Origin of the sequence: Brevibacillus sp. HB1.4B (assembly GCF_013284285.1) — a bacterium.
GTDB lineage: Bacteria > Bacillota > Bacilli > Brevibacillales > Brevibacillaceae > Brevibacillus > Brevibacillus porteri.
The window spans coordinates 508909-531442 of the sequence record NZ_JABSUT010000002.1; the positions used below are offsets into that span (position 1 = coordinate 508909).

Annotated in this window: 23 protein-coding genes, 5 tRNA genes and 1 riboswitch; of the genes, 10 read left to right on the forward strand and 18 right to left on the reverse strand. The window is 47.0% G+C overall.

The genetic code is table 11. The annotated features are described in order from the left end of the window. Positions 1 to 127: 127 nt before the first annotated feature. Complete coding sequence (locus HP398_RS31150) at positions 128 to 262, forward strand: hypothetical protein (RefSeq protein ID WP_256436311.1); 135 nt, start codon at positions 128 to 130, stop codon at positions 260 to 262. Here HP398_RS31150 and HP398_RS06935 read toward each other — a convergent pair. Genes HP398_RS06935 through dapD form a run of 3 tightly spaced genes read right to left on the reverse strand, consistent with a single transcriptional unit; the run spans position 237 to position 3313 of the window. Beyond that, complete coding sequence (locus HP398_RS06935) at positions 237 to 1370, reverse strand: N-acetyldiaminopimelate deacetylase (protein ID WP_173622221.1); 1134 nt, start codon at positions 1368 to 1370, stop codon at positions 237 to 239. The genes HP398_RS31150 and HP398_RS06935 overlap by 26 nt on opposite strands. A gap of 3 nt (positions 1371 to 1373) precedes the next feature. Then, a complete protein-coding gene (locus HP398_RS06940; RefSeq protein WP_173622222.1) occupies positions 1374 to 2588 on the reverse strand; it encodes an aspartate aminotransferase family protein in 1215 nt (404 codons plus the stop codon). Between the two features lie 14 nt (positions 2589 to 2602). Continuing rightward, a complete protein-coding gene (gene dapD, locus HP398_RS06945; protein ID WP_007723196.1) occupies positions 2603 to 3313 on the reverse strand; it encodes a 2,3,4,5-tetrahydropyridine-2,6-dicarboxylate N-acetyltransferase in 711 nt (236 codons plus the stop codon). Positions 3314 to 3404: 91 nt separating this feature from the next. Further along, positions 3405 to 3594: riboswitch (Lysine riboswitch) on the reverse strand. Positions 3595 to 3735: 141 nt separating this feature from the next. On the opposite strand from dapD, the gene HP398_RS06950 reads away from it, so the two are divergent. Together HP398_RS06950 and HP398_RS06955 are read left to right on the forward strand one after the other, a co-directional pair. Further along, positions 3736 to 4176, forward strand: coding sequence for a flavodoxin (locus HP398_RS06950; RefSeq protein WP_017249620.1), 441 nt, complete (start codon positions 3736 to 3738; stop codon positions 4174 to 4176). A 68-nt stretch (positions 4177 to 4244) separates the two neighbouring features. After that, on the forward strand, positions 4245 to 4793 hold the full coding sequence (locus HP398_RS06955) for a GNAT family N-acetyltransferase (RefSeq protein ID WP_173622223.1): 549 nt from the start codon (positions 4245 to 4247) through the stop codon (positions 4791 to 4793). On the opposite strand, the gene HP398_RS06960 is transcribed toward HP398_RS06955, so the two are convergent. From HP398_RS06960 to HP398_RS06970, 3 genes are read right to left on the reverse strand one after another with little or no spacing between them, the layout of a single operon-like run. Next, a complete protein-coding gene (locus tag HP398_RS06960) occupies positions 4768 to 5622 on the reverse strand; it encodes an EcsC family protein (RefSeq protein WP_173622224.1) in 855 nt (284 codons plus the stop codon). The genes HP398_RS06955 and HP398_RS06960 overlap by 26 nt on opposite strands. Positions 5623 to 5635: 13 nt before the next feature. After that, positions 5636 to 5830, reverse strand: a complete 195-nt coding sequence (locus tag HP398_RS06965) for a hypothetical protein (protein WP_173622225.1) — start codon at positions 5828 to 5830, stop codon at positions 5636 to 5638. 60 nt (positions 5831 to 5890) lie between these two features. Then, positions 5891 to 7933 carry a hypothetical protein gene (locus HP398_RS06970; protein WP_173622226.1) on the reverse strand — a complete coding sequence of 681 codons (2043 nt, stop codon included), beginning with the start codon at positions 7931 to 7933 and terminating at the stop codon, positions 5891 to 5893. 197 nt (positions 7934 to 8130) lie between these two features. Here HP398_RS06970 and HP398_RS06975 point away from each other — a divergent pair, with 197 nt between their 5' ends. Further along, positions 8131 to 8931 (forward strand): class I SAM-dependent methyltransferase, encoded by an 801-nt coding sequence (locus HP398_RS06975; RefSeq protein ID WP_173622227.1) that lies wholly within the window; start codon positions 8131 to 8133, stop codon positions 8929 to 8931. After that, on the forward strand, positions 8928 to 9602 hold the full coding sequence (locus HP398_RS06980) for a hypothetical protein (protein ID WP_173622228.1): 675 nt from the start codon (positions 8928 to 8930) through the stop codon (positions 9600 to 9602). Before HP398_RS06975 ends, HP398_RS06980 begins: the two co-directional genes overlap by 4 nt. Before the next feature lie 93 nt (positions 9603 to 9695). Here the strand turns inward: HP398_RS06980 and HP398_RS06985 are convergent, their stop codons facing one another. From HP398_RS06985 to HP398_RS06995, 3 genes are read right to left on the reverse strand one after another with little or no spacing between them, the layout of a single operon-like run. Beyond that, positions 9696 to 11213, reverse strand: coding sequence for an efflux RND transporter periplasmic adaptor subunit (locus HP398_RS06985; protein ID WP_017249627.1), 1518 nt, complete (start codon positions 11211 to 11213; stop codon positions 9696 to 9698). Positions 11214 to 11237: 24 nt separating this feature from the next. After that, on the reverse strand, positions 11238 to 12692 hold the full coding sequence (locus tag HP398_RS06990) for an ABC transporter permease (protein WP_017249628.1): 1455 nt from the start codon (positions 12690 to 12692) through the stop codon (positions 11238 to 11240). 24 nt (positions 12693 to 12716) lie between these two features. Next, positions 12717 to 13418, reverse strand: coding sequence for an ABC transporter ATP-binding protein (locus HP398_RS06995; RefSeq protein ID WP_017249629.1), 702 nt, complete (start codon positions 13416 to 13418; stop codon positions 12717 to 12719). A gap of 220 nt (positions 13419 to 13638) precedes the next feature. On the opposite strand from HP398_RS06995, the gene HP398_RS07000 reads away from it, so the two are divergent. Both HP398_RS07000 and pdxK read left to right on the forward strand, forming a co-directional pair. Then, the gene (locus tag HP398_RS07000; protein WP_007723176.1) at positions 13639 to 13812 is read left to right on the forward strand and encodes a hypothetical protein; all 174 of its coding nucleotides are present in this window, start codon (positions 13639 to 13641) and stop codon (positions 13810 to 13812) included. Positions 13813 to 13982: 170 nt separating this feature from the next. Next, a complete protein-coding gene (gene pdxK, locus HP398_RS07005) occupies positions 13983 to 14810 on the forward strand; it encodes a pyridoxine/pyridoxal/pyridoxamine kinase (protein WP_017249630.1) in 828 nt (275 codons plus the stop codon). Between the two features lie 70 nt (positions 14811 to 14880). Here the strand turns inward: pdxK and rarD are convergent, their stop codons facing one another. Continuing rightward, the gene (gene rarD, locus HP398_RS07010; protein WP_173622229.1) at positions 14881 to 15789 is read right to left on the reverse strand and encodes an EamA family transporter RarD; all 909 of its coding nucleotides are present in this window, start codon (positions 15787 to 15789) and stop codon (positions 14881 to 14883) included. Between the two features lie 289 nt (positions 15790 to 16078). On the opposite strand from rarD, the gene HP398_RS07015 reads away from it, so the two are divergent. The 3 genes from HP398_RS07015 (at position 16079) to HP398_RS07025 (ending at position 17963) form a co-directional block, all read left to right on the forward strand. Further along, positions 16079 to 16987, forward strand: coding sequence for an EamA family transporter (locus HP398_RS07015; RefSeq protein ID WP_017249632.1), 909 nt, complete (start codon positions 16079 to 16081; stop codon positions 16985 to 16987). Positions 16988 to 17133: 146 nt separating this feature from the next. Continuing rightward, complete coding sequence (locus HP398_RS07020) at positions 17134 to 17598, forward strand: DinB family protein (protein ID WP_173622230.1); 465 nt, start codon at positions 17134 to 17136, stop codon at positions 17596 to 17598. Then, the gene (locus HP398_RS07025; RefSeq protein ID WP_173622231.1) at positions 17595 to 17963 is read left to right on the forward strand and encodes a glyoxalase superfamily protein; all 369 of its coding nucleotides are present in this window, start codon (positions 17595 to 17597) and stop codon (positions 17961 to 17963) included. Before HP398_RS07020 ends, HP398_RS07025 begins: the two co-directional genes overlap by 4 nt. An 80-nt stretch (positions 17964 to 18043) precedes the next feature. Here the strand turns inward: HP398_RS07025 and HP398_RS07030 are convergent. From HP398_RS07030 to HP398_RS07070, 8 genes are all read right to left on the reverse strand, one after another. Next, a tRNA-His gene (locus tag HP398_RS07030) sits at positions 18044 to 18119 on the reverse strand. Positions 18120 to 18136: 17 nt separating this feature from the next. Beyond that, positions 18137 to 18223 (reverse strand) — tRNA-Leu (locus HP398_RS07035). A gap of 9 nt (positions 18224 to 18232) precedes the next feature. Then, positions 18233 to 18308, reverse strand: a tRNA-Val gene (locus HP398_RS07040). 86 nt (positions 18309 to 18394) lie between these two features. After that, positions 18395 to 18468 (reverse strand) — tRNA-Glu (locus tag HP398_RS07045). 8 nt (positions 18469 to 18476) lie between these two features. Further along, positions 18477 to 18569, reverse strand: a tRNA-Ser gene (locus HP398_RS07050). Positions 18570 to 19456: 887 nt separating this feature from the next. Next, the gene (gene thiM / locus HP398_RS07060) at positions 19457 to 20266 is read right to left on the reverse strand and encodes a hydroxyethylthiazole kinase (protein WP_173622232.1); all 810 of its coding nucleotides are present in this window, start codon (positions 20264 to 20266) and stop codon (positions 19457 to 19459) included. Further along, positions 20232 to 20774: a hypothetical protein gene (locus HP398_RS07065; protein WP_244521818.1), complete on the reverse strand. Its 543-nt coding sequence runs from the start codon at positions 20772 to 20774 to the stop codon at positions 20232 to 20234. Before HP398_RS07065 ends, thiM begins: the two co-directional genes overlap by 35 nt. 283 nt (positions 20775 to 21057) lie before the next feature. Then, positions 21058 to 22494, reverse strand: a complete 1437-nt coding sequence (locus HP398_RS07070) for an RtcB family protein (RefSeq protein WP_173622233.1) — start codon at positions 22492 to 22494, stop codon at positions 21058 to 21060. Positions 22495 to 22534: the final 40 nt, after the last annotated feature.

Consider the following 22534-nt stretch of genomic DNA (forward strand, 5'->3'; position numbering starts at 1 on the left):
TGTTTTTCCGAAATTTCTTCTCTCTAGTTTATACGTTTGGAAAAGGAAATAGTTGTGCTGCCCTGATAAGTTTTTTCAACAATATCCACATTATCCACAAGCACAAAAACCTTAGGAAGAAAGACTTATGCACAGAGATGTTAGTAACTACTTCTTACTCTTGACGAAAATACGGCTGGGAATGACACAGAAAAAAGAGCGGCTATCCAGCCACTCTTTTTTGTTCCTGACACCTGCTACTCCTGTTGCGAAAGCCATGTAAAATACCGGGAGACCAGTCGAATAGCAACTTCGATCGCGTCTTCGTTCGGCTCAATTTTAGAATGATGCAAGCCGTACGGCGTTTGCACACCCAGCCAGAACAAAAAGCCGGGAATTTCTTTCAAAAAGTAACCGAAGTCTTCTCCGGTCATGGCTTCCTTGCAGGTGATAAGAGTTACTTCTTCACATTGTTCCTGTACCCACTGCATGAAGTCTGTCGTTAACTGCTCCTCGTTGTAAACCTGGCAGTAGCCAACCCCATAGTCAATCGTTGCCTGGCAATCGAAGCCTATTTCCACTCCCTTTACGAGAGATTCAATGCGGCTCTTGACGATTGCCATCGATTCCATCGAAAAGGTTCGGATGGTCCCTTCTAGCCTGGCCTTCTCTGCGATGATGTTCTGCTTCGTCCCGCTCTCCAGCTTGCCAATCGTTACGACAGCCGAATCCAATGGATCCATATTGCGCGAAATAATCGATTGAAGCTGTGTCACAAGATGGCTTCCTGCAACCACCATGTCATTCGCCTTGTGCGGGAAGGCTGCATGCCCCCCTTTGCCAACCAAATCAATGTACAACTCAGAAGTGTTGGCAAACAAAATTCCTGGCTTCGTCGCAATATGACCGACCGGATATTCTGGCGCGATATGCAGGGCAAAAATGCAGTCCGGTCGCCACCCCGCAAACTCTTCACTTTCCATCATCGGCTCCGCACCGCCAGGACCTTCTTCTGCCGGCTGGAAGAGGAACAGCAAATCATCTGCCATCGGATGCTCGGTAAAATGCGTCAGGAGGCCAAGAGCAATTGCCATATGCATGTCATGACCGCATGCATGCATGAATCCTTCATGAAGCGAGCGAAACGGATAGGACGTTTCCTCTACGATCGGCAGGCCATCCATATCCGTCCGCCAGGCAATTAATCGTTTTGGCCTTGTTCCTGCCAGCTTGACCAAAATGCCTGTCCGCCACGTTTTGATCTCGATTCGCTCCTGGGGCAGCTTTTTCAAATAATCCAGCAAGTATTGTTGTGTCTTCACTTCAGCGAAGCCTGGCTCCGGTATTTGGTGCAAGTCTCGGCGAATTTGTGTAAACAAGGAAGTCGTCATGGTCTACGCCTCCTTTTTCGTACCTGTTCTTGCTGTTAATTGCTCCTCAAACACAGCAAGAAAACGGTCCACATCGGCTTTTGTCAACGTCAGTGGCGGAAGCAGACGAACAATCGTTTTCTGCGTCACGTCAACGAGAATTCCTTCGTCAAGCAATGCTTGCTGCAAGTGGCTTACCTCTTCCGGGGTGGAAGAGAGCGGAATTCCAACCATCAAGCCTTTTCCGCGAAGGGATTGCAGCTGATCTGGAAGACGCGCTCGCAGCGCTTCCAAGCCCGACCACAGGTACGCAATCACTTCTTCTACGTGAGCGCTGAAGGCTGGATCAAGCAATTCGTCCAACACGACATTCCCTAGGGCAGCAGACAGTGGCGATGGTGCAAAAGTCGTTCCGTGATCCCCCGGTTTGAACTGGTTCATCAGCCTTGGGCCAGCGATGACACCACCGAGGGGAAGCCCTCCCCCTATGCCTTTGGCAAAAAGGATCAGGTCTGGCGTTACGCCTGCATGCTCATAAGCAAACAGCTTTCCTGTTCTGCCCATTCCTGTCTGGATCTCGTCCATGACAAAGAGCATGCCTTCTTGTTCACAGATCGCAGCTACCTCTCGCAAGAACGCTTCCGTTAACGGCACGACACCGCCAGAACCCAAGACTGGCTCCATGAGGACCGCAGCGGGTCTTGCTTCCTGGCAAATCGCTCGCAATCCTTCCGTGTCTTCCACATCCAGTTCATAAACAGGAAAAGCCGGCTGAGGAAAGTCTTGATAGACGTGAGCCTGCCTCGTCAGACGCACTGCTCCGAGTGTTCGCCCGTGAAAACTGTTGCGTAAGACAACGATGCCTTCACGACCTGCTCCCTCGTTCTTCGTCCATTTGTGAATCAGCTTGATCGCAGACTCTGTAGCCTCTGCACCAGAGTTGGTGAAAAACACTTTTCCACTAATGCTGTTCGCAACCAAACGCTCGGCCAAACGAATAGCTGGCTTATTTAAAAATACATTGGAAATATGCAAGAAGCGCTCTCCCTGCTCACGCAGAGCCTGTACAATGCGCGGATGAGAATGCCCCAGAACGTTTACCGCGAGTCCGGTAAACAAGTCGAGGTAGCTCTTTCCATTCGTATCGTACAAGTAATTTCCTTCGCCTTTTTCTATAGCAATCGGAAGTCTTTTGTAAGAGGAGACGATATATTGTTCATCGAGCGAACGCCAGTCCATGTGCACTCTCTCCCTTACAGCTGACGTAGCTCCTGCTTGATCTCTGTCTTGGAACGAGTTTTTTCATCGATTTGCTTGATCACACGAGCAGGCGTTCCCGCAACTACTACGTATGGAGGTACATCTTCAATCACGACAGCACCCGCTGCAACGACAGCACCTTTTCCTACGCGAACACCTTCCAGAATGACAGCATTTGCTCCGATGACAACATCGTCTTCGACAACAACTGGCTGTGCAGATGGTGGCTCGATAACGCCTGCGATAACCGATCCAGCGCCGATGTGGCAGTTTTTCCCGATGGTTCCACGTCCACCTACAACAACATTCATGTCGATCATCGTACCTTCACCGATAACTGCGCCGATGTTAATGGAAGCACCCATCATGATGACCGCATTGTTACCGATTGTCACTTGGTCACGGATAATTGCGCCTGGCTCAATACGTGCTTGAATTCCTTTTGTATCCAGCAATGGAATAGCGGAGTTGCGACGGTCGCTTTCTACCACATAATCTTCAATTTTGTCTGCGTTAGCAGCGAGCACTGGCTCAATCTCTTTCCACTCACCAAAAACAACACCAGTAGGACCAGTAATGAAGGCTTTGGAGCTCGCACCAAAGTCGATTCCCTCCAGGTTCCCTTTCACATATACCTTCACTGGTGTTTTCTTTTCGCTTTTTTGAATAAACGCGATAATTTCGTTGGCATCCATCATGTTCATGGTTACATCCTCCTCAAAATAACAGCATGGTAAATCAAAAAAAGCAATGAGTGCATTCGCTATCTCATTGCTCTTACTACTACAGAAGCAAATCATAAATAGCGCTCCACAAAAAGACTTTAGGTCCCTTGTGACAGGATGATCATTTTTCATGAGACACCCCAGCCTGTGCTACGTAGGGGCATAGCATAAGCTTCGGCGCTTTAGCCTTTCTTCCTTCTCCTGCCCCCTGGCAGATTGCGAAAAGACTTACTCTTCTTCGGCGCACCTCTATTTAGAGTACATTATTATAATTTTATTTAACTCTACCAAAATCAATGAAACGTGGCAATAAGAAAAAAGTTATTGACAACGATTCTCATTTTCATTATTTTTATTGATGAGAATGATACTCATTATCTGAATTGGAGGTTTTACGTTTTATGAGCATTTTGATGGTATACGCGAGCATGACAGGGAATACTCAGGAGATTGCTGAAGCAATTGCAGAAGGTATTCGTTCAACTGGTGCTGAGCTGGAGATAAAAGAAGTGATGGATGCGAACGCAAAAGAACTCGAAGCTTACGACGGAATCTTGCTTGGTGCCTACACATGGGGCGACGGTGAACTGCCAGACGAATGCCTGGATTTTTATGAGGAAATGGACAATATTGACCTCAGCGGGAAAAAGGTTGTTGCTTTTGGCTCTTGCGACTCCGCTTACGAGCATGTCGGTGCAGCTGTTGATATTTTGCTGAAAAAGGCGAGCGAGCGTGGTGCGGAAACTCCTCTGGAAGGTTTGAAAATCGAGCTTTCTCCTACTGCAAAAGAAGTGGAAACGTGCAAAGCATTTGGGGTGTCATTTGCTGAATTGCTCGGCTAATTGATGTTTCCCAAATACTCTGGCACATGCTATACTATCAATCCAACTTTTTAAGGAGGATTGATCTCATGTCACTACATACGGACGAGATTCTCTTACGGCCTCTCCAACAACAAGACGCAGCCGAGCTCCTAGAGCTTCGGCTGCGTAATCATGACTTTCTCCAACCATTTGAACCAATCCGCCCCGCTTCATTTCTGACCCTCATAGGACAGCAAGAACAGATTTCACAAGCGCAGATTGATTTTGAACGTGGTACTGCCTATGCTTTCGGCGTATTCTCCCGAGAATCCGGAAAGATGATTGGACGTGTAGCGTTGTCGAATGTCGCACGTGGCGCATGGCAAAATGCGACGATTGGCTACTTTATGGATCAGGCGTGCAATGGCAAAGGTTATACGACATCAGCAGTAAATCTCGCCCTCCGCTTTGCTTTAACGGATGCTAGGCTGCACAGAGTACAAGCTGCTGTTATGCCTCGCAATCAAGCTTCCATTCGCGTCTTGGAAAAAAACCGTTTTCGCCAGGAAGGGCTTTCGTTACGCTATTTGCAAATTAACGGTGTATGGGAAGACCATCTCCTGTACGCTCTTACTGCTGAGGAGTGGGCTCAGTAATTTCCTCCCTCATTTCGCTCTCTCGTAGCCGCTCCAGGATACGCCGTTTGCGGTACAGCATCATCCCCGCTTCGGCGACATCCTGTACGGTTGAACGGTTCAAATACGCCCCGAACAAAACACCTGCAATCGGCACCATTTGAAACAATTTTTTCCACCCAAAGTTTTCTGTGTACGTTACCACGACTTCACGCCATCCTTGCAATTGAGCCATAACCTCTCTCTGCGCATTTGGATCATCAAAGCGGGAGAGCTCAGCGAGTATCGCTTTTTTCCCTACAATGTCTGATGAAGCAAACTGCAAGCATTTGACGACAAACAGCCGCTCTCTTTTCTCTTCAGGTCGATAGCCATAGGCAAGAGCCATCTCTTGTAATACTTTAAGGGATGTCCCCATCAATAAAGGGATATCGATCGCGAGGGTAAAAATCCCTCCGAAGCCAGTCGTGGCACCTTGTACCGTGGCAAAATTCGCACGTGAATCCTTTAACTCCATTGCGACATCATTCATGATCGTAAGCGGTACAGCGGCAATCTTTTCTTTGTCAACAACAGACGCCCCCTGTCCCTCTAACCGTTTGCCAAACCGCTTGTAAATCGGTTCATCCTGCACCAAATAAGTTCCACCTGTCTCAAGAAAGGCTGCCATTTCATCTACGGCTTTTCCCAGCTTCTCTTGAACGAATGCAGGCGTAATCCGATCCAACAGAACAAACGGAAGTCTGCCAAGCTTTTCCCAGAACCACAAGTCGTTCTGGTCTCTCTCCCAAGCCTCCACTTCACGTAATGCCGTAACCAATGACTCCCTAGACTCACTCAACCCCAACAACCTCCCTGGCTGCTCACTCAGATTCTCCTCGCCTCCACTGACATTGGTTGCGCAAGATGGACTTGATGTAGTCCTGCAACTCTTCTGACGTGGTGTGACAGACGAATTCTTTTTTACTTCTTACGATTCCCAGCTTTAAATGTTTCACTTCCTCTCCTTCGATTCGAAACCCGAACTTTTCCAAGATCGTCTTCTGCTCATTTGTCATTGGACTTCCTCCCCATGTAGTCGAAAACCCCCATGCCAAAAAGTGCAAGGGGGTCAATCGTTATTTCACTTCGATTGTGAATGCGATCGTTTCTTTTCGTTCATCAACGTCTGTTTTTTTGACTGATCTTTTTTGTCTTGTAACGAGTTGGCAAGTCTTGTTGCTAAGGATGTTGGTTATTTTGATCTCGTATTTGCCGGGCTTCTGCCGATTAATGTATTTGCTAATATCAAGTGATTCCAGTCCGTTTTCAGTGCCGTCATCTCGATTTGAAGGCTTAATGGTAGTGATTTCTTTTCCTTCGTAGGAGATCTCGATCCGGTTTTCTGAAGATATCGTAGCACTGCTGTGCTCTTGTCTAGCACCAATGGCGTTCTCTCCATATATCCACTCATACTTGGGCATATGGTAAGAGGAAGCCTTCCTACTCTCTCTAATTTTCTTCGTCCCAGTCCGCTCTGCATACGTGGAGATGAGTTGTAGGTTTTCCAATTCAGCAAGATCGCTATCAGATTCCACAGTCACAATATCTCCATCTCGATATTCCTTGCCCTCTTTTCCTCTCATGAGCATTGGGGCTTGTGGTGGAGCTATACCTGAATCACCTGGATCACAACTTTGGGACGCTGGGATTGGTGGCGTGTCCTCAATGACCTGTATGTAACCACACCATGACTTGGCAGGGTCTCTTTTGCTGTAATAGTTTACCTTGTAACGCCCTGGCTTATAGCCAGACAGTAACAAGCCTGTATGATCCCAATTCAATTTATCACTATCGACCACGACGTTATCGACTGCCCATACGCCTGGTCCTTCATCGTCATCAGCTTCACTACCGAATTCGATATGCTCTGCTGCTGTAGTCAGCCATATTACATGTACCGGGTTTTGATAGAGCCTCACTGTATTGTCTGATGAATACACGTTTGCTTTCTCGACCATGAGTGTAGATTTTTCGTTTGGTTGCATCAACACATCCAACGTGACATCTCCGCTTGTAGGACCACAAGCATTCGGTGCACCTGGAATTTGTATGTGAATCGTAGTCGACGTAGAGCTACCCCATAAGGAATCCGTTTTGTTTTCCTTGGAATCTGGCTCAAAAGTGACAGAAATCGTCATACCCGCCAGCATTTTCGGGATATCAACTTCAAAATGTTGCGCATTTGTCAACGTTTGTCCAGTTCCGTTCACCGACCATCGACCTAGGTATGCCGAATACAAAGAAATCTTACCTGGTGGCTCCGGGGCATTAATGGTCTGATCCGGTGCCAGTTTTTGACCACTTGCATCTGTACCCATATATAGCTCCGCCATGCCAATCTGAACTGTCGTCGTCCAAGGCGACATCGAGGTATCATCAGGTAGAAAAAGGAGTTGGTATTGACCAGTCAACAACGTACCTGTTGAAAACACAGTAGCAGGAACAGATCTCATTTCTTGGTTCGTAGACTTGTTTGTTAGCTTCCACGTACCAGGTACAGAACTGTTAAAATCAGTTGACCCCATATTTCCGAAAATGGTCGTCTGCTCACCTGTCGACAAAGGCTCTCCCTCTGCTTTTTCTCCCTTATAAATACGTGGGTAATTTTGTGCTTCTACCTGAAAGCTTACGTGTAACGTACTGCTCTTTGCATTGGCATCAGTCACTACAAAGGTCAACGTATGAGAGCCAGCAGACAATTTCGCTGCGGGAATTGTAAAGCGAGGCACCTGCCATTTGAACACAGCTTGATTTGAGGTTTGCTCCATTTGTAACTCCGTTAATTCTACACCATCCAAATATACTTGCTTCCGACTTAGGTTTGTTCCATTTCCATAAGTAGTCTGTATCACGTCAATATCGAGTGGTGTCTCCGGAGGTAGAATAAACTCATCATTCTTCACCCAGTTCCAACCTTTTGAATCCAGCCCCGCAACCTGATAATCGTTAAAGATAACCATATCGTGAACAGGCTGCTTCCGGATCGGCTTAGATACTTGGCTGTTTTTTTTCATGGATGCTGTTGCCCCGGCTCCCATGGCTGGCGGTACTGACAAACCTGACAAAAAGGTACCAGTTGCCAAACACACGAGAAGTGCTTTTACAACCCATTTTTTCACGAACTGTCCTCCTACTTTTTGTCTTACGTATTTGTATGTGAACAACTGATTTTATTCGACAATAACCGTGTTATATCCTTTATGTTCTCACGCTTTTTCCCAAGCTCGATATAGTTAAAAACTATCTATTTAATAATTTATATAGATTTGACTTATGTCTTTTCAGTCGGTAAAAAGGAAGGTAGGGAGGGATACAGATGATTCAAACCAATCAATGGAATGCCGGGCTATACGACGCCAAAATGAATTTCGTTTCTGAATACGGTAAAGGATTAGTGGACTGGCTACAGCCGGCTCCTGGAGAAAGCATTCTTGACCTAGGCTGTGGAACAGGCGACCTGTGTGCTCAACTATCGCTTTCCGGAGCAAATGTGGCAGGAATCGACTTTTCTGCCGCCATGATTGAGGCTGCTCGCCATAAATATCCGCAGTTTGCTTTTGAAGTAGCCGATGCGCATACGTATCGTACAGATATCTGTTACGACGCTGTCTTTTCCAATGCCGCACTCCACTGGATGAAACGTCCTGCTGAAGTCGTTGAGACCATTTGGTTGGCTCTTGCTCCCGGTGGACGCTTTGTTGCGGAATTCGGAGGACACGGCAATTGCGGTCAAATCACAAAGGCATTACGGACTGTTTTGGCACAAAAAGGAATATCCGCGGATGAGCGATCACCTTGGTATTTTCCCAGCATTGGAGAGTACACGACTCTTTTGGAGAAGCAAGGCTTCCACGTCGTACTTGCCTCCCATTTTGATCGTCCCACAGTCATGGCTGATGGGGAACTGGGGCTTTCGCATTGGTTAAATTCTTTTTGCAGTCCTTTTTTTGTGGGGCTGTCCGCAGATGAAATCCAGCAAGTATGTAGGGAAGTCACTGGCTTACTTCGTCCTGCTCTGTTTCAAGATGGTCAATGGGTGCTCGATTACAAACGCATTCGTGTCCTTGCCCATAAGAAATCAGAGACTGATACTCTACATGGGGGAGCTGCACAATGACTCGTATTGCCTGTCTCCATGGACATGATTCGAATATTTCCCTCATATCAGATGCGTTCGCAGCCTTTGACGTAGAGCTCATTCATTTTGTTGATCAAGGTTTACTCCTGCAAAACGCGGGAACTCCTGTGCATACCAAGGAACAATCGCATGCCAAATTACGTGAGCAACTAAGCTGGATGCAGAGCTTGGCGGTCGATGCAATCGTGATCACTTGCACGCAATATGCCGCACTGGTAACACTAGAGGATGAGGCAACTACCACTGTCCCCATCTTCACAATCGATGGACCTTTTTTTCATGAGCTTGCACGATATACGGAGCCACAAGTTCTTCTGTTCTCCAATCCCGCTACTATCCAACCTACGATGGAGCGTCTCGTGCAACACGCCTATTCTCACAACCTTTATCCAGAGATACGAGTAAGCATCATTGAAAATGCTTTTGCCCTGCTCATGGAAAACAAGCAGGAAGCATACAGAGAAGCGATAAAAAACGCCCTGCACCAGCTCCACCAAACATTTCCAGACCAACCTATTGCAGTGGCACAGCTCTCCATGGCACCTGTTGCCGATCAGTTTGCAAAGGAAAACGGCTGTACAATCTCCCATCCTCTACATAGTTTGACGGCCGAAATGACAAAAACGCTACAATTACAAACAAAATGTTAAGATCTTTTGGTGAAAAAAGAATAGCCCCGTTGCTTGGTCTATGGCCATTTGCAACAGGGCTATTCTTAATCAAATGAACCAAGAAAGACTAATTTACATCCCTTCGTTGGTCAAGAGAACTTCTTCTCCTTCATTCAAGCCGCCTTTGATTTCAATAAAATCAGTTCCTTCGACACCAATTTGTACTTCTTTTGGTGTTGGATCACCTGTGCTCGGGTCCTTTACCATGACGGTGCCTTGACCCGCCTCTAAAACCTCAACAGCATTAATCGGCAAGCGCAAAACATTGTCCACTTGTGCTACATAAATATCGCAGTCACCTGTCATTCCATGCTTCATATCAGTCGTATCGCTCAATTCAATTTTCACAGCAAAACGGACATTTTTCTCTTCTTTTTTCCCCTCTTTTGGAAGCTCTATAACTTTTCCGTTAAAGGGTTTATTGCCAAATGCTGATACGTAGACATCGACACTCTGACCGAGCTTGACTGCTGGAATATCCAACTCGTCAACCGCTGCGATAAAGTACACAGACGTAGTGTCCATGATAATAACCGCTGGATCGGAGCCTGGTGTTTCACCTTCTTTAATATTTACTTTTGTGATCACTCCATTTATTGGAGCCGTCACTTGATTTTTCGCAATTTCACGTTTTTTCTGTTCCATGGTCAAAATGGACTCTTTCAAAGAAAGCTCTTTTTCCTGCAGTTCGAGACCTGCCGATGTCATATCCATCTTGAACAATTGCTGCCCTACCTTGATGATGGAGTCCTTTTTTACGTCTACTCTTCCGACTTTGCCATGCGTACCTGCCAAAATTTCCATATCATCTGGCAGTTCAAACGCCGTAGCCTTTTGGCTGGCGTAAAGCACGCCCTTTTCATCTGTGAATTGGACTTCACCCATGTCTCCCACATAAAGCGCGCCTGGTTTTTTTACCAAAACTTCGACGTCATGAACACCACCGGTGCCTTGTTCTTTTTTTCCAACTCGGTCTACATTCGTTACAATCCCATCCACATAGTACATGGAGGCACTAATGAAGACCTTCACTTTTTGTCCTGTTGAGAATCGTTCTGACTCAAATGCTGTGAACTTGCCGGTAATTTTCAAATAGTCGGTGTTAGCCAACTTGACGACAGGTGTTTCAGGCGTAACCGTGTCGCCTTCTTTTGCGAGCACTTCGATTACTTTGCCTTCCTTATCTGCATTGATTTTGTCTCTTTTGTCTTTGATTTCATTCAGTTCTTTTTTTGCACGGATAATCGCAAGCTCTTGCTTCTGCACCTCAAACTGGGCATCTGTACTATCTATCGTGAACAATACGTCACCCTTTTTTATTGACTGTCCTTCCTTCACTAGCAGACGCTGAATTTTTCCACTGAGTTCCGGCTTCACTTCTTCACGTGCCTTTGCTTCTATCGTACCGGATGAGAAAATCGTTTTCTTTACCTCTCCTTTTTCAACGATCGCTGTCGGGAAAGTCGGCTTCTCTTCAGGTACTTCTTCGGTAACTGCATTCTTGCTCTGGAAGTACGAATAGCCGAAGTAGCCGCCTCCACCGAGAAGAACCACAACTGTGGCTAGAATGATCCACTTTTTCTTGTTCATCTTATGTTCCTCACATTCCATCACTTATTCAGATCGAATTGCTTGCAATGCGCTTAAACGGGAAGCACGGATGGCTGGGAAAATTCCCGCCAACACCCCGATAACAAAGGAAAAACCGATTGCGAACAGTGCCAGCCAGCCTGGAATAACCGCGAGCTTGGATGGTTCCCCCTCCGGATTACCACCGCCGTAGCCCATATTCAGGCTATCCAACAGCCCGCCAGACGCTCCGAAGTAGTTCACGAGCTCAACTGCTCCCCACGCCATCCCGAGACCAGCCAATCCTCCAATTAATCCAATAAAGCCTGATTCCATTAAAAACAGCCAACGAATATTCAGCACCGTAGCACCAATTACTTTCATGATCCCAATCTCTTTGGTTCGTTCCAAAATCGACATGATCATCGTATTGACGATTCCAATGGTTGCAACGAGCAAGGAAATGGCAGCAATTCCACCGAGAACCATCTGAATCACAAAGAAAAAGTTATTGATGGTTTCCAACTCACGTGCAGGAGACCACACTTCAAAGCCCTTTTCCTTCAATGCAGCAACGACGCCCTCGACCTTTTCGCGTGATTCTACCTTCACCGTGATCCGATCAAATTCAAAGGTATCCTTCTTAGCTTGTTCACGGGTGCGCCGTGTCGATCCCTCGTTGTTCTCCTCTTCCCTCCCGCGAGTTACCCAGTCGTTCAACTCTTTCACGACGTTAATGGGCACGTAAACGGCAGAAGAAGATCCGCGCTCTTCAGTCTTTTTCAATTGACCGACAACCCGAACGCGTAGTTCCTTTTTCTCGTATTTCGGTTCATCGTCGATTCTGTATTCCCGTGACAAAATGAGTGTCGCTGCTCTGTCCACGATGTTGAACCCGATTGATTCTCCACCGCCCATATCAGGTGGCATAGTGGACTGTCCAGCTTGTCCACCCCCCGTCCTTCTTCGCCGTTCCTCCCGCTTTTCTTTTTCCACGTCCCGCAATTCTCGAGAGACATCGAAAGCGACTACCACTTCTTGCGGTGAGCCTGTCAGATAGTCTCCTTTTTCAATATCGTTTTTTCGATAGGCAGCCGACTCATTCACGTCCACCCCAATAAGCTGTACGTAACCTTCTCGCCTACCTACCTTAAGCTTCGCTTGCTCTCGTAATTCTTTTATCGGCATAACTGCCTGAATGCCAGGAATCTTTTTTAATTCCTGCACCGCTTGCATATTGAGCTTCTTGACTTTATCCTCTGGAACATCAATCCATTCGCCTTTTTCCTCGTACCAACGCAATGGCTCGACGTCCATTTCTGTCAAGTTTCCGAAGTTCTCCAAGCTTTTTACCGCACTTTCCTTAAGCCCTAAACTAAGTGCCATCATCGCGACGATTGCAGCCGTTCCGATCATAACACCAACCGATGTGAGGGCTGTCCGCAGCTTCATTCGCCACAGATTCCTCCAGACGATGCGAAAAGAATCTATTACCTTCACTGTTTGTTCACCTCATACCCTCGCCTACGCTGGTCTTGTCCTTTTTTGTACAACCCGTCCGTCCTGGAGATAAATGACGCGGTCGGACTGTTCCGCTACTTCCTGCTCATGGGTAACGATGATGAACGTAGTCCCATTTTCCTTGTTCATTTCTCTCATTAATAGGAGAATCTCTTGTTCCGTCTTCGAGTCCAGGTTCCCCGTCGGCTCATCCGCCAAGATGATGCCAGGCTGATTGACGAGCGCTCTCGCAATACTCACACGCTGCTGCTGTCCACCACTAAGCTCATTGGGTCTGTGGTCGATACGACCTTCCAGCCCTACGCGGTGTAGGATTTCCGTTGCTTTAGCCCGACGTTTTTTCTTGCTTTCGCCTGCAAAAATCAAGGGAAGCTCTACGTTTTCCAGCGCTGTCAGATTTGGGAGCAGATTGTATGACTGGAAGATAAAGCCCATATTTTTACGGCGAAACATGCATAGTTCGTTTTCGCTGTAGCTGGAAATCTGTGCTCCGCTAACCGTGACACTCCCTTCCTCCGGCTTGGTCAAACCTGCAAGCAAATTCAAGAGCGTAGACTTACCGGAACCCGACGAGCCGCACAGAGCCACGAATTCACCCTTGTTGATATGAAGGTTGATATCATACAGCACGGGAACTTTGATTTTCCCTGTTCCGTAGCTGTGATTGACCCCTGTCACCGTCAGCTCTCCTGTTGAATTGACCATCGTTTGTCGCACCTCATTCGTTCTTTCAAAATGGAAGCTTTCGTAAACATCACATACTAAAGACGTAACATTTCGCAAAACGTAACGCTACTTTCGGAAACAATTTACGATTTACAGAATAACCATGTTTTCTTCAAAAATATGTAACAGCTACGTAACCTTTTTCAGGCTGTTACGTAATACAATGTAGATGTCAACAAACCATGGAGGGTCGAAGAAGATGACTATCTATCGCTTTTTATTTGAAACAGCAACACGCAGATGGGTCGAAATCATCAAGGCACCTAGTATGTTTGAGGCAGCAAAGCAAGCCAAACAGCTTGCAACCAAACGTTCCAAGTCCATGTCCACTACCATCAGCTTCTCTTTTCACCACGCTGCTTCTCAAGCATAAATGCACACATACATAAACCGCTTGCCCGATAAGGGAGGCGGTTTTTATATTTTGGGGATATTATTGACAGCACCGATTTCTTCCTCTTTAATATAGAGAGAGGCATTACAGCGCATGACAGTATAGATCCGCTTCGATTGTGCAGCGGTATACAAAGGGAGATAATCACAATGACCATGAAGAAAGCACTCACCATTGCAGGTTCCGACACCAGCGGCGGAGCTGGTCAGCAAGCAGACCTCAAAACGTTTCAGGAGCTTGGTGTTTTCGGGATGACCGCCCTCACCGTTATCGTAGCCCAAGATCCACATAACGAATGGTTTCACGAAGTGTTTCCGATCGATGTCGCGATCCTGGAAAAACAAATCGAAACCGTACTCGCTGGAATTGGCGTAGATGCTGTAAAAACAGGGATGCTCGGAACCACTGAATTGGTTGACCTCGCTACCCGTAAAATAAAACAATACGATTTGAAAAATGTTGTTGTTGACCCTGTGATGATCTGTAAAGGTGCAGATGAAGCACTTCATCCAGAAATTGCCGTTAGCCTGCGTGAAGTTTTGCTCCCGCACGCAACAGTTGCGACTCCTAACCTGTTCGAAGCTGGTATTCTCAGCCAAATGGGCGCGCTGAAAAGTGTCGATGACATGAAGGAAGCGGCAAAACGTATCCACGACTTCGGCACCTCTTATGTCGTTGTTAAAGGCGGCAGCAAGCTTCAAAGCGGCAATGCCGTAGATGTTTTCTATGACGGGAAAACACTCGAGGTATTGGAATCAGAACGCTTTGAAACGAGCTTTACTCATGGTGCCGGCTGCACGTTTTCAGCTGCAATCTGTGCGGAATTGGCAAAAGGAAGCTCTGTACACAACGCAGTAGCTGTTGCCAAAGAATTTATTACCGAAGCGATTCGCCACTCGTTTGCACTCAATAAATATGTGGGACCTACTAATCACGGTGCGTACCGCATGAAAAAGCACGGCGAAGCGATTTGCTAATTACGTCCTTGTAAATAAAAACTCCTGACCATATCCGAGTCTTCCTCGGTGGGCAGGAGTTTTCTTATGTTTACGCTTGTTTTTTGATAGCGATCTCGGGATTGATTCGGGTAGCTTTTCGTTTCATGCGTACGGAGGACACCGTAAATACGATGAGCGCAGACCAGATGAATCCAAAGCTGATGAGATGTGTTTGGGTGAAAGGCTCTCCAAACAAGAAAACAGCTGATAGGAGCGATATCGTAGGCGCCACGTATTGAATGAAGCCCACAACGGAAAGTGGGAGTCTAGTCGTTGCTTGGGCGAACCAGTAGAGCGGCATGGCAGTAGCTACCCCCGCCAGCGTCAGCAATACTAGTTGCCACCACGCTAGGGATGTCATCGTCTCCGTCCCATTGACCTGTAGCATCAACAGATAACCGAAAGCAATAGGGGCCACAAATAACGTCTCCCACGCCAGTCCGATCATCGCCTCCATTCGGACGAGCTTTTTCGCCAAGCTGTAAAAAGCAAAGGTCAGGGCAAGTGATAGAGAGACCCATGGAATCTCACCGTACTGGAAGGTGATGAACATGACTCCGAAAGCCGCGAGTATAAGCGCGAGCCATTGCCCAGTATGCATTTTTTCTTTTAAGAAAATGACTCCCAGCAGTACGGTTATGAGAGGATTCATGTAATAGCCAAGACTCGTTTGCATGACTTGATCGTTATTCACTGCCCAGATAAAAATGAGCCAGTTTGCGCTGATTAGCAGTGAACATATCGCTAATGCTCCGAACATTTTAAAACCAGTAACCGCTCCCCACATACTGCGCCAGCGTTTCGTTACCTGAATAATGATTGCGACAAAAATAACCGACCAGACGATTCGATGAGCGAGTATCTCCCATGCCCCCATTGCCTGAAACAGCTTCCAATAGAGCGGGAGTAACCCCCAAGCCAAATACGCCATAACTGCGTAAATAATCCCCTGTCTCATCCTTGCTCCTCCATGTTGTTTCGCCTTCTCTTTGTCTATAGACGACTTTTTGAACTTCTTCTCTATGGAGTAGTGTAACGGAAATATGAAAAAACAGCTATGTATTCTCACGCAGAATAAGGAGTCCCCTACACTTTCATTCGTTACCATATTACCAATGCATGCAGCTAGCTAATTACCTTAGTAGCACAGTAAAGGATGCACAAAAATTTTATTGTACCACTTTTAGACCTGTAGTACAATAGTCATTATTCTTCCGAGTTTAGTCATACGAAAGGAACTTTTACTTATGACATACTGGCGATCTATCTTTTTAGTTTTACTCGGCGCGTGCAGCTACGGTGTCCTCTCGATCTTCATGAAGCATGCTTTTCAACTCGGCTTTACGCCATTTGAAATGAGCGGAAGCCAATTGATTTTTGGCGGCCTGATTATGACGCTCATGGCCCTCTTTTTCTCCAAGCAACGGTTTTCGTTCAAGTATATGTTGCTTTTGGCACCAGCCAGCCTCATGATGGCCTCAACCAGTCTTTTTTACCATCAGGCTGTTAGCCGGGTCTCTGCTTCGCTCGCAATCGTTCTTCTCTTTCAGTTTACCTGGATCGGTGTCTTGCTGGAGGCGGTTGTGGATCGCAAATGGCCGACGGCTGAAAAATGGGTGTCTCTGGTTATGCTTGGAGCAGGGACGGTTCTTGCAAGCGGACTTGGCGAAAGCGGCATTCAGAGTGTAGACATGGTCGGACTGATCTTCGGTCTGATGTCTGGCGCGACCTTTGCCCTGGTTATTTTCTTCAGCGGACGCATTCTCCCTGGAATGGATCCATACTTGCGAAGCGCGATTTCGATTGGTATGGCTGCCCTGATGCTCTCGATCATTTATCCACCGACTTTCCTGATAAATGGTCAGCTTCTGCAAGGTTTGCTGCCGCTCGGTCTTTTGGTTGCGATCTTCGGTTCGGTCATCCCGATCTTCTGTTTGGCTGTCGGTGTGCCGCGGATCGGTAATGGACTGGCTACCATTTTAAGTGCAGTGGAGCTGCCCACAGTCGTACTCTTGTCGAGTTTTGTGCTTCAAGAGACTGTCTCTCTCCCTCAATGGGGTGGCGTATTCATGATCCTCGCTGCCATTTGCGTACCGCAAGTAAAATGGCGGAAACTATTCCCCCCTTCTCATGCCCTCGAGCAGGAAAGAATGTAGCGCCGTTTCCTATACACAACATACAAAAAGCGTGCAGACGAGTTGTTCTGCACGCTTTTTTGTTAGTACTTCCCCTTCTTATAGAAGGAAGTAGATTCTCTGACTCGAATTTATTTGCGAAGACTGCCACTCAAGGGGGAAAAAGTATGGAAAAGCGGCACAGCGTGCTATTCCAGCAGCTAGAGGATTATCGACAGGAGACGTTAAAAGCTATCGATGGTTTGACGGATGAAGATGTGAACATCATTCCCGATGGTTTCTCCAACAATATCTTGTGGAATCTGGGGCACATCTATCTCGATCAGTATTTATGGATCGCACACCTTACAAAAGAAACGATCCCAATCCCCCCTGGCTTCAACGAATGGTTTAACTTCGGTACAAAACCTGCTGACTGGGATACACCACCACCGAAACTCGAAGTACTCGTCTCCTTATTAAAAGAACAACCTCAGACGATACAAGCTACTTACAAGGATCGATTAGAAGCAGAGTTTCCCGCAACTGAATCCGGCATGCATACGATTGCACAAGTGCTTGTCCGAACGATTTTTCACGAAGGGGTGCACCTCGCCTCCCTCAATACAATCCGGAGGTTTCTGGGCAAATGAATCAGATCATAACGCCTATTTTTCGCATGTTTGACGTTGAGAAGGCAAGAGAATTTTATGTAGAGTTTCTAGGGTTTCAGATTGATTGGGAGCATCGTTACGAGGAGCATTTTCCTTTGTACATGCAAATTTCCTCTCCATCGTGCACGATTCATCTATCCGAGCATCACGGGGATGCTTGTCCTGGCTCAGCGATTCGCGTACAGGTAGAGAACATTGAGCTTTTTCATCAGTCACTGTTGCGTCAAAGATACAAGTACGCTTGTCCCGGTTTAGAGGAGACGCCGTGGGGAACACGCGAAGTGAGCGTGACCGATCCTTTTGGCAATCGCCTTCACTTTTATCAGCCTGTTGCTCATTCGTAGACAGATACAAAGAAAGCCCAGCCGGAGTTCCTCTACAGGAGCCACCGCTGGGCTGTTTCATTTTACATTTTGAACATATATGGGGCGATCGATGGGACTTGAACCCACGAGTGCCGGAGCCACAATCCGGTGCGTTAACCCCTTCGCCACGACCGCCATGTATAGGGTTTGCTTGGTGCGGTCGAGAGGACTTGAACCTCCACGGTGTTGCCACCACTAGAACCTGAATCTAGCGCGTCTGCCAATTCCGCCACGACCGCATATAAAAATGGTGGAGGCTGACGGGATCGAACCGCCGACCCTCTGCTTGTAAGGCAGATGCTCTCCCAGCTGAGCTAAGCCTCCAGATAACCCCACAAAGTGACGCCAATACAATGATGCATATTCCGAGTACTTTGCGGGGCCCCGGATTACTATACGGGATGTGTAAGTGACCCGTAGGGGATTCGAACCCCTGTATGACAGCGTGAAAGGCTGCTGTGTTAAACCGCTTCACCAACGGGCCATGTATGATGGCGGATGGAGTGGGATTTGAACCCACGAGACGGTTCGACACCGCCTACACGATTTCCAATCGTGCTCCTTCGGCCGCTCGGACATCCATCCATCGAGCCTGCAAGCGTTCGCTTCGGCAAGAATTAATCTATCATATTCCCAATATGATTTCAAGTGATATTTTGAAAGTTTATCCCTTGGTCGACCTCCGTGTAATTCATACTCAGGCGAATATCTATCGAAACGAAAAAAGGGAGATTGCCTAAAGCAAGTTCACTTTCTGTTCAATATGATGCAAGTAGTATCCCTTTACAAGACGGAGTGATGCCAGTTGTCAAAAAGAAAACGCCGATCAGTAGGCTTCCCCTGTTTGTACGGAAACTGGTGTGGGCCTGGATGCTCCGGGCCGGATGCTCCGATTGATGACGTCGACAGATGCTGCAAGCGGCATGATGATTGCTATCGAAAGCACGGCTATTTTTCTTGTCATTGCGATCAGGAGCTCGTACGTTGCCTTCGAAATAAAGTAAATAACTCAACGGAAAAAGGGAGAATGGCCGGACTCATCTCGAATTTTTTCTCTCGAACAGGTTGCTTCCCCAGCAATCCCCGCTAGTTTTTTCTGAATCATTCTTCTTGTCAGTTTTCATACGAAAATTGGTAACAACTTGGACATGAATCAGACATAATTCCCTTGTTTTTCCTTGTATTTTTTTGGTACTCTATTGAATGTCCAGGGAGGGTACGCAGCGTGGAATTGCACATACGAACAGACGCCAGTGTGGCGCTGACGTTAAAGAGAGAAATTATTTGTCATGGTATTTCCCGTTTTTATGTCCGTCCATACGATGATGATCAAGTAGAATTTATATTCCTAGCACTATCCGAGCACCAGAAGAAGCTGCTGTCTTATTCACTACGAAATTACAGCTACTGTCTAACATATCTAGCTTAATCGTTCTACGGCCATTTTTCTCCCCTTTTTAAAAGGGGAGTTTTTATTCTCTTTTTTCGATATACCCAAAACGGCGAACATCGTCTGCGGTCACGTTATGCAAGGCATTCAAAAATTCGATTTGGAAACTGCCTGGACCTACTCCCGCTGCTTTCTCTGCTGCCAGCTGCGCAGCAACACCATAGCATACCAATGCGGCAGCTCCTGCGATCAGCTTGTCATTTGCAATGGCTGCAAACGCTCCCATAACAGACGTTAACAAACAGCCAGTTCCAGTCACCTTCGTTAAGATGGGATGACCATTCCGGATCGAGTAAGTCGTTTCTCCATCCGAAATCACATCGACCTTGCCTGTAATCGCAACGATTGTCTTGAGCTTTTTCGCTGCTGCTCTCGCTAGGTCCTCGACATCTCCGCCCGCTTCCTTCGCATCTACACCTTTAATCTCCCAGCGCTCCCCGATGACATTGGCAATCTCGGCAGCATTTCCTCTTATGAGGGTAAGGTCGAGTTCCTGCGCAAGATGTTGACTTGTCTCGGTTCGGTACGATGTTGCTCCCGCTCCCACTGGATCAAACAAAACAGGCACGCCATGCTGATTCGCCGATTTTCCTGCGATCAGCATCGCTTCGATCTCATGCTCATTCAATGTCCCTATATTCAATACAAGGGCTCCTGCGATTTTTGCCATGTCTGCCACCTCTTGCTTGGCGTACGCCATGACAGGTGATGCACCAAGGGCTAACAAGCCGTTCGCTGTAAAGTTCGTGACAACTACGTTCGTCATGTTATGTACAAGTGGATTTTCCTCGCGCACTTTAATTAGTAATTGCCCGATTGTCTCCAGAATCATGATCGTTACCCCTTTCGTCTTGAACAGCGACTCGTGGAATCATCTTGTACACCTCAATGACTTCCCCTAATATAGAATGCTCTTGCATGACGCCAATGATGATATACGAATGTTTTAAAATGGGTAATTCGCGCATGTCAGCAACGATTTTCCACACCTTCCCATCCTCATCCGTCACGCTAGCACTGAAGGAGACTCTACCCGCCCCTTCTTTCAAGATGTCCACTGCATCAAGAACTCCGCATATTTTCATCCGATCATCTGGATGCATAATCCGGTTTTCCTCGACCCATTTTAGCTTCATTTCTTCTACTTTTAATGTTTTCCATCGATCAAGGAACTCCCAATCCTTGGAATGCGGAAATATATGCTTCGTTTGCTCAAGGAAGGTGTTGTACTCTCCGTGCAGCTGATCTACATAATCATCTACATCCTCAGAAATCACGCGAATCGAATCTTCTCCGCATGTACGGATGTGGTGAGCCAGGTATTTGAAGGACTCGATCATGTCAAAGTTCCCCCAGCCCCAGGCCTGTTCGCCGAAAACTCCCCCCCGGGTTCGGCATTTTAGGCAGGTGAAGTAATAGTATGTAGGCATATCTGTTCCCCTATCTCCCCTATTTTGTCTCTCTTTTGGTATCGGTTGAGGAAGCGAAGCAATTTATGTTACATTCGAACCTATTTTTTGAAACTTCTCACGCAATTTGTTCACAATTTAATTTCTATTATTTAGTGTAAGTTAAATCACAAAAGGTGGCTCCCCCTAAAATTTTTCAGGAAGCCACTCTTCATTATACTCCTTTTATGGCAATAAGAGGGTTACATTTTGCGACGACAGATGCAAGATTTGCTCCCACAACCGAATCGATGATTTGATCTACATCTTTATAGGCTTGCGGGCATTCATCTAGGATGGAAGCGAGCGAACGGTGATTCACCATGATCTCGTCTTCCTGTCCTACGCGCATTGCCTGCTCGAATTGATCGATGGTCACAAGCTCCTTCGTTGCTTTGCGGGAACGAACACGCCCTGCACCATGACAGATCGAATAAAAGTTTTTGGCTCCGGCGTCCGATCCGACCATGATATAGGACGATGTTCCCATAGAACCTGGGATCAAAGCTGGATGTCCTGTTTCACGATAAGCCTTCGGATTTTGGAAATGGCCTGCTGGCAACGCCTTCGTCGCTCCTTTGCGGTGGACGAGCATCGGTGTGTTACGATGGAATTCTTTCAAGGCGTAATTATGCATCAAATCATACAGGACTGGTGTACGCATCTCGCTACCGAAAACATCGCGAAACGCCTGCTCAACAGAAAATCCGATCATATGCCGATTCGTTACCGCAAAGTTCAGCGCGGAGTACATCAAATTCAAATACTGTTGCCCCTCCTCGCTTTGAATCGGAGCATATACCAGGCTCGGCTCGGGATTATGAATCCCCCATTTGTACATGGCTTCCTTGAAGCTTTTGGTGTAATCACGCCCTAGCATTGCCCCCCACGCCCGCGAACCGGAATGAATCATAATGACGACCTGACCATCGAACAGTCCCCACGCTTTCGCAATCTCTCTGTTCTCCTCCGCGATCTCGATATGCTGGATTTCAATAAAGTGGTTACCGCCCCCCAATGTTCCCAACTGGCCCCACCCACGACTCCAAGATTTTTGCGGTATTTGCTCCAGGAAGGAATGGTCGAATTCAAATGTGTACTTTTCCACATGCGAGAAAGAACGGCTTAGCATGTCGGGCGCTTCTTCTGTATCCGGAATGTAGTTGCTAGGGAGTCCTTTTAAGCCATGCTTCACTACTTCCTCCAAGCGAATATCTGTAAAATGCGTATTTCCCCGTTCGTTTGTCGGGACGTACGCTTCGATCGCTTCAATCAATGCACGTTTTAGGCTCTTATCTTTGAGATCGTCTCGATGCAACGGAGTCAGATGCACACGCATTCCGCATCCAATGTCTGATCCGACGATGGAAGGCGAGACAAATCCATCGGCAAGATTCCAAACCGCTGTCGTCCCAATGCAGGTCCCAACGCCCACATGCGCATCGGGCGTATACGAAAAATAAACATTTCGCGGAATACGCAAATTATTGTCTGCCATTTGATATACGCGTTCACCGAAGCTCGCAAAGACTTCGTCATTCGCAAAAACGTGCACATCTCCATTCTCCAGCTTTACTTCACGATGGTTGTTTCCATGCAAGATTGTTTTCATCATCCATTTCTCCTGTCTCTCACAGCCTGCGCTGTTTTTC

What these genes read in the sequence shown, in the direction of transcription:
- HP398_RS31150 (WP_256436311.1), top strand. Translation starts at nt 128, where the DNA reads ATGCACAGAGATGTTAGTAACTACTTCTTACTCTTGACGAAAATACGG.
- HP398_RS06935 (WP_173622221.1), bottom strand. Translation starts at nt 1,370, where the DNA reads ATGACGACTTCCTTGTTTACACAAATTCGCCGAGACTTGCACCAAATA.
- HP398_RS06940 (WP_173622222.1), bottom strand. Translation starts at nt 2,588, where the DNA reads ATGGACTGGCGTTCGCTCGATGAACAATATATCGTCTCCTCTTACAAA.
- dapD (WP_007723196.1), bottom strand. Translation starts at nt 3,313, where the DNA reads ATGAACATGATGGATGCCAACGAAATTATCGCGTTTATTCAAAAAAGC.
- HP398_RS06950 (WP_017249620.1), top strand. Translation starts at nt 3,736, where the DNA reads ATGAGCATTTTGATGGTATACGCGAGCATGACAGGGAATACTCAGGAG.
- HP398_RS06955 (WP_173622223.1), top strand. Translation starts at nt 4,245, where the DNA reads ATGTCACTACATACGGACGAGATTCTCTTACGGCCTCTCCAACAACAA.
- HP398_RS06965 (WP_173622225.1), bottom strand. Translation starts at nt 5,830, where the DNA reads ATGACAAATGAGCAGAAGACGATCTTGGAAAAGTTCGGGTTTCGAATC.
- HP398_RS06975 (WP_173622227.1), top strand. Translation starts at nt 8,131, where the DNA reads ATGATTCAAACCAATCAATGGAATGCCGGGCTATACGACGCCAAAATG.
- HP398_RS06980 (WP_173622228.1), top strand. Translation starts at nt 8,928, where the DNA reads ATGACTCGTATTGCCTGTCTCCATGGACATGATTCGAATATTTCCCTC.
- HP398_RS06985 (WP_017249627.1), bottom strand. Translation starts at nt 11,213, where the DNA reads ATGAACAAGAAAAAGTGGATCATTCTAGCCACAGTTGTGGTTCTTCTC.
- HP398_RS06995 (WP_017249629.1), bottom strand. Translation starts at nt 13,418, where the DNA reads ATGGTCAATTCAACAGGAGAGCTGACGGTGACAGGGGTCAATCACAGC.
- HP398_RS07000 (WP_007723176.1), top strand. Translation starts at nt 13,639, where the DNA reads ATGACTATCTATCGCTTTTTATTTGAAACAGCAACACGCAGATGGGTC.
- pdxK (WP_017249630.1), top strand. Translation starts at nt 13,983, where the DNA reads ATGACCATGAAGAAAGCACTCACCATTGCAGGTTCCGACACCAGCGGC.
- rarD (WP_173622229.1), bottom strand. Translation starts at nt 15,789, where the DNA reads ATGAGACAGGGGATTATTTACGCAGTTATGGCGTATTTGGCTTGGGGG.
- HP398_RS07015 (WP_017249632.1), top strand. Translation starts at nt 16,079, where the DNA reads ATGACATACTGGCGATCTATCTTTTTAGTTTTACTCGGCGCGTGCAGC.
- HP398_RS07020 (WP_173622230.1), top strand. Translation starts at nt 17,134, where the DNA reads ATGGAAAAGCGGCACAGCGTGCTATTCCAGCAGCTAGAGGATTATCGA.
- HP398_RS07025 (WP_173622231.1), top strand. Translation starts at nt 17,595, where the DNA reads ATGAATCAGATCATAACGCCTATTTTTCGCATGTTTGACGTTGAGAAG.
- thiM (WP_173622232.1), bottom strand. Translation starts at nt 20,266, where the DNA reads ATGATTCTGGAGACAATCGGGCAATTACTAATTAAAGTGCGCGAGGAA.
- HP398_RS07065 (WP_244521818.1), bottom strand. Translation starts at nt 20,774, where the DNA reads ATGATCGAGTCCTTCAAATACCTGGCTCACCACATCCGTACATGCGGA.
- HP398_RS07070 (WP_173622233.1), bottom strand. Translation starts at nt 22,494, where the DNA reads ATGAAAACAATCTTGCATGGAAACAACCATCGTGAAGTAAAGCTGGAG.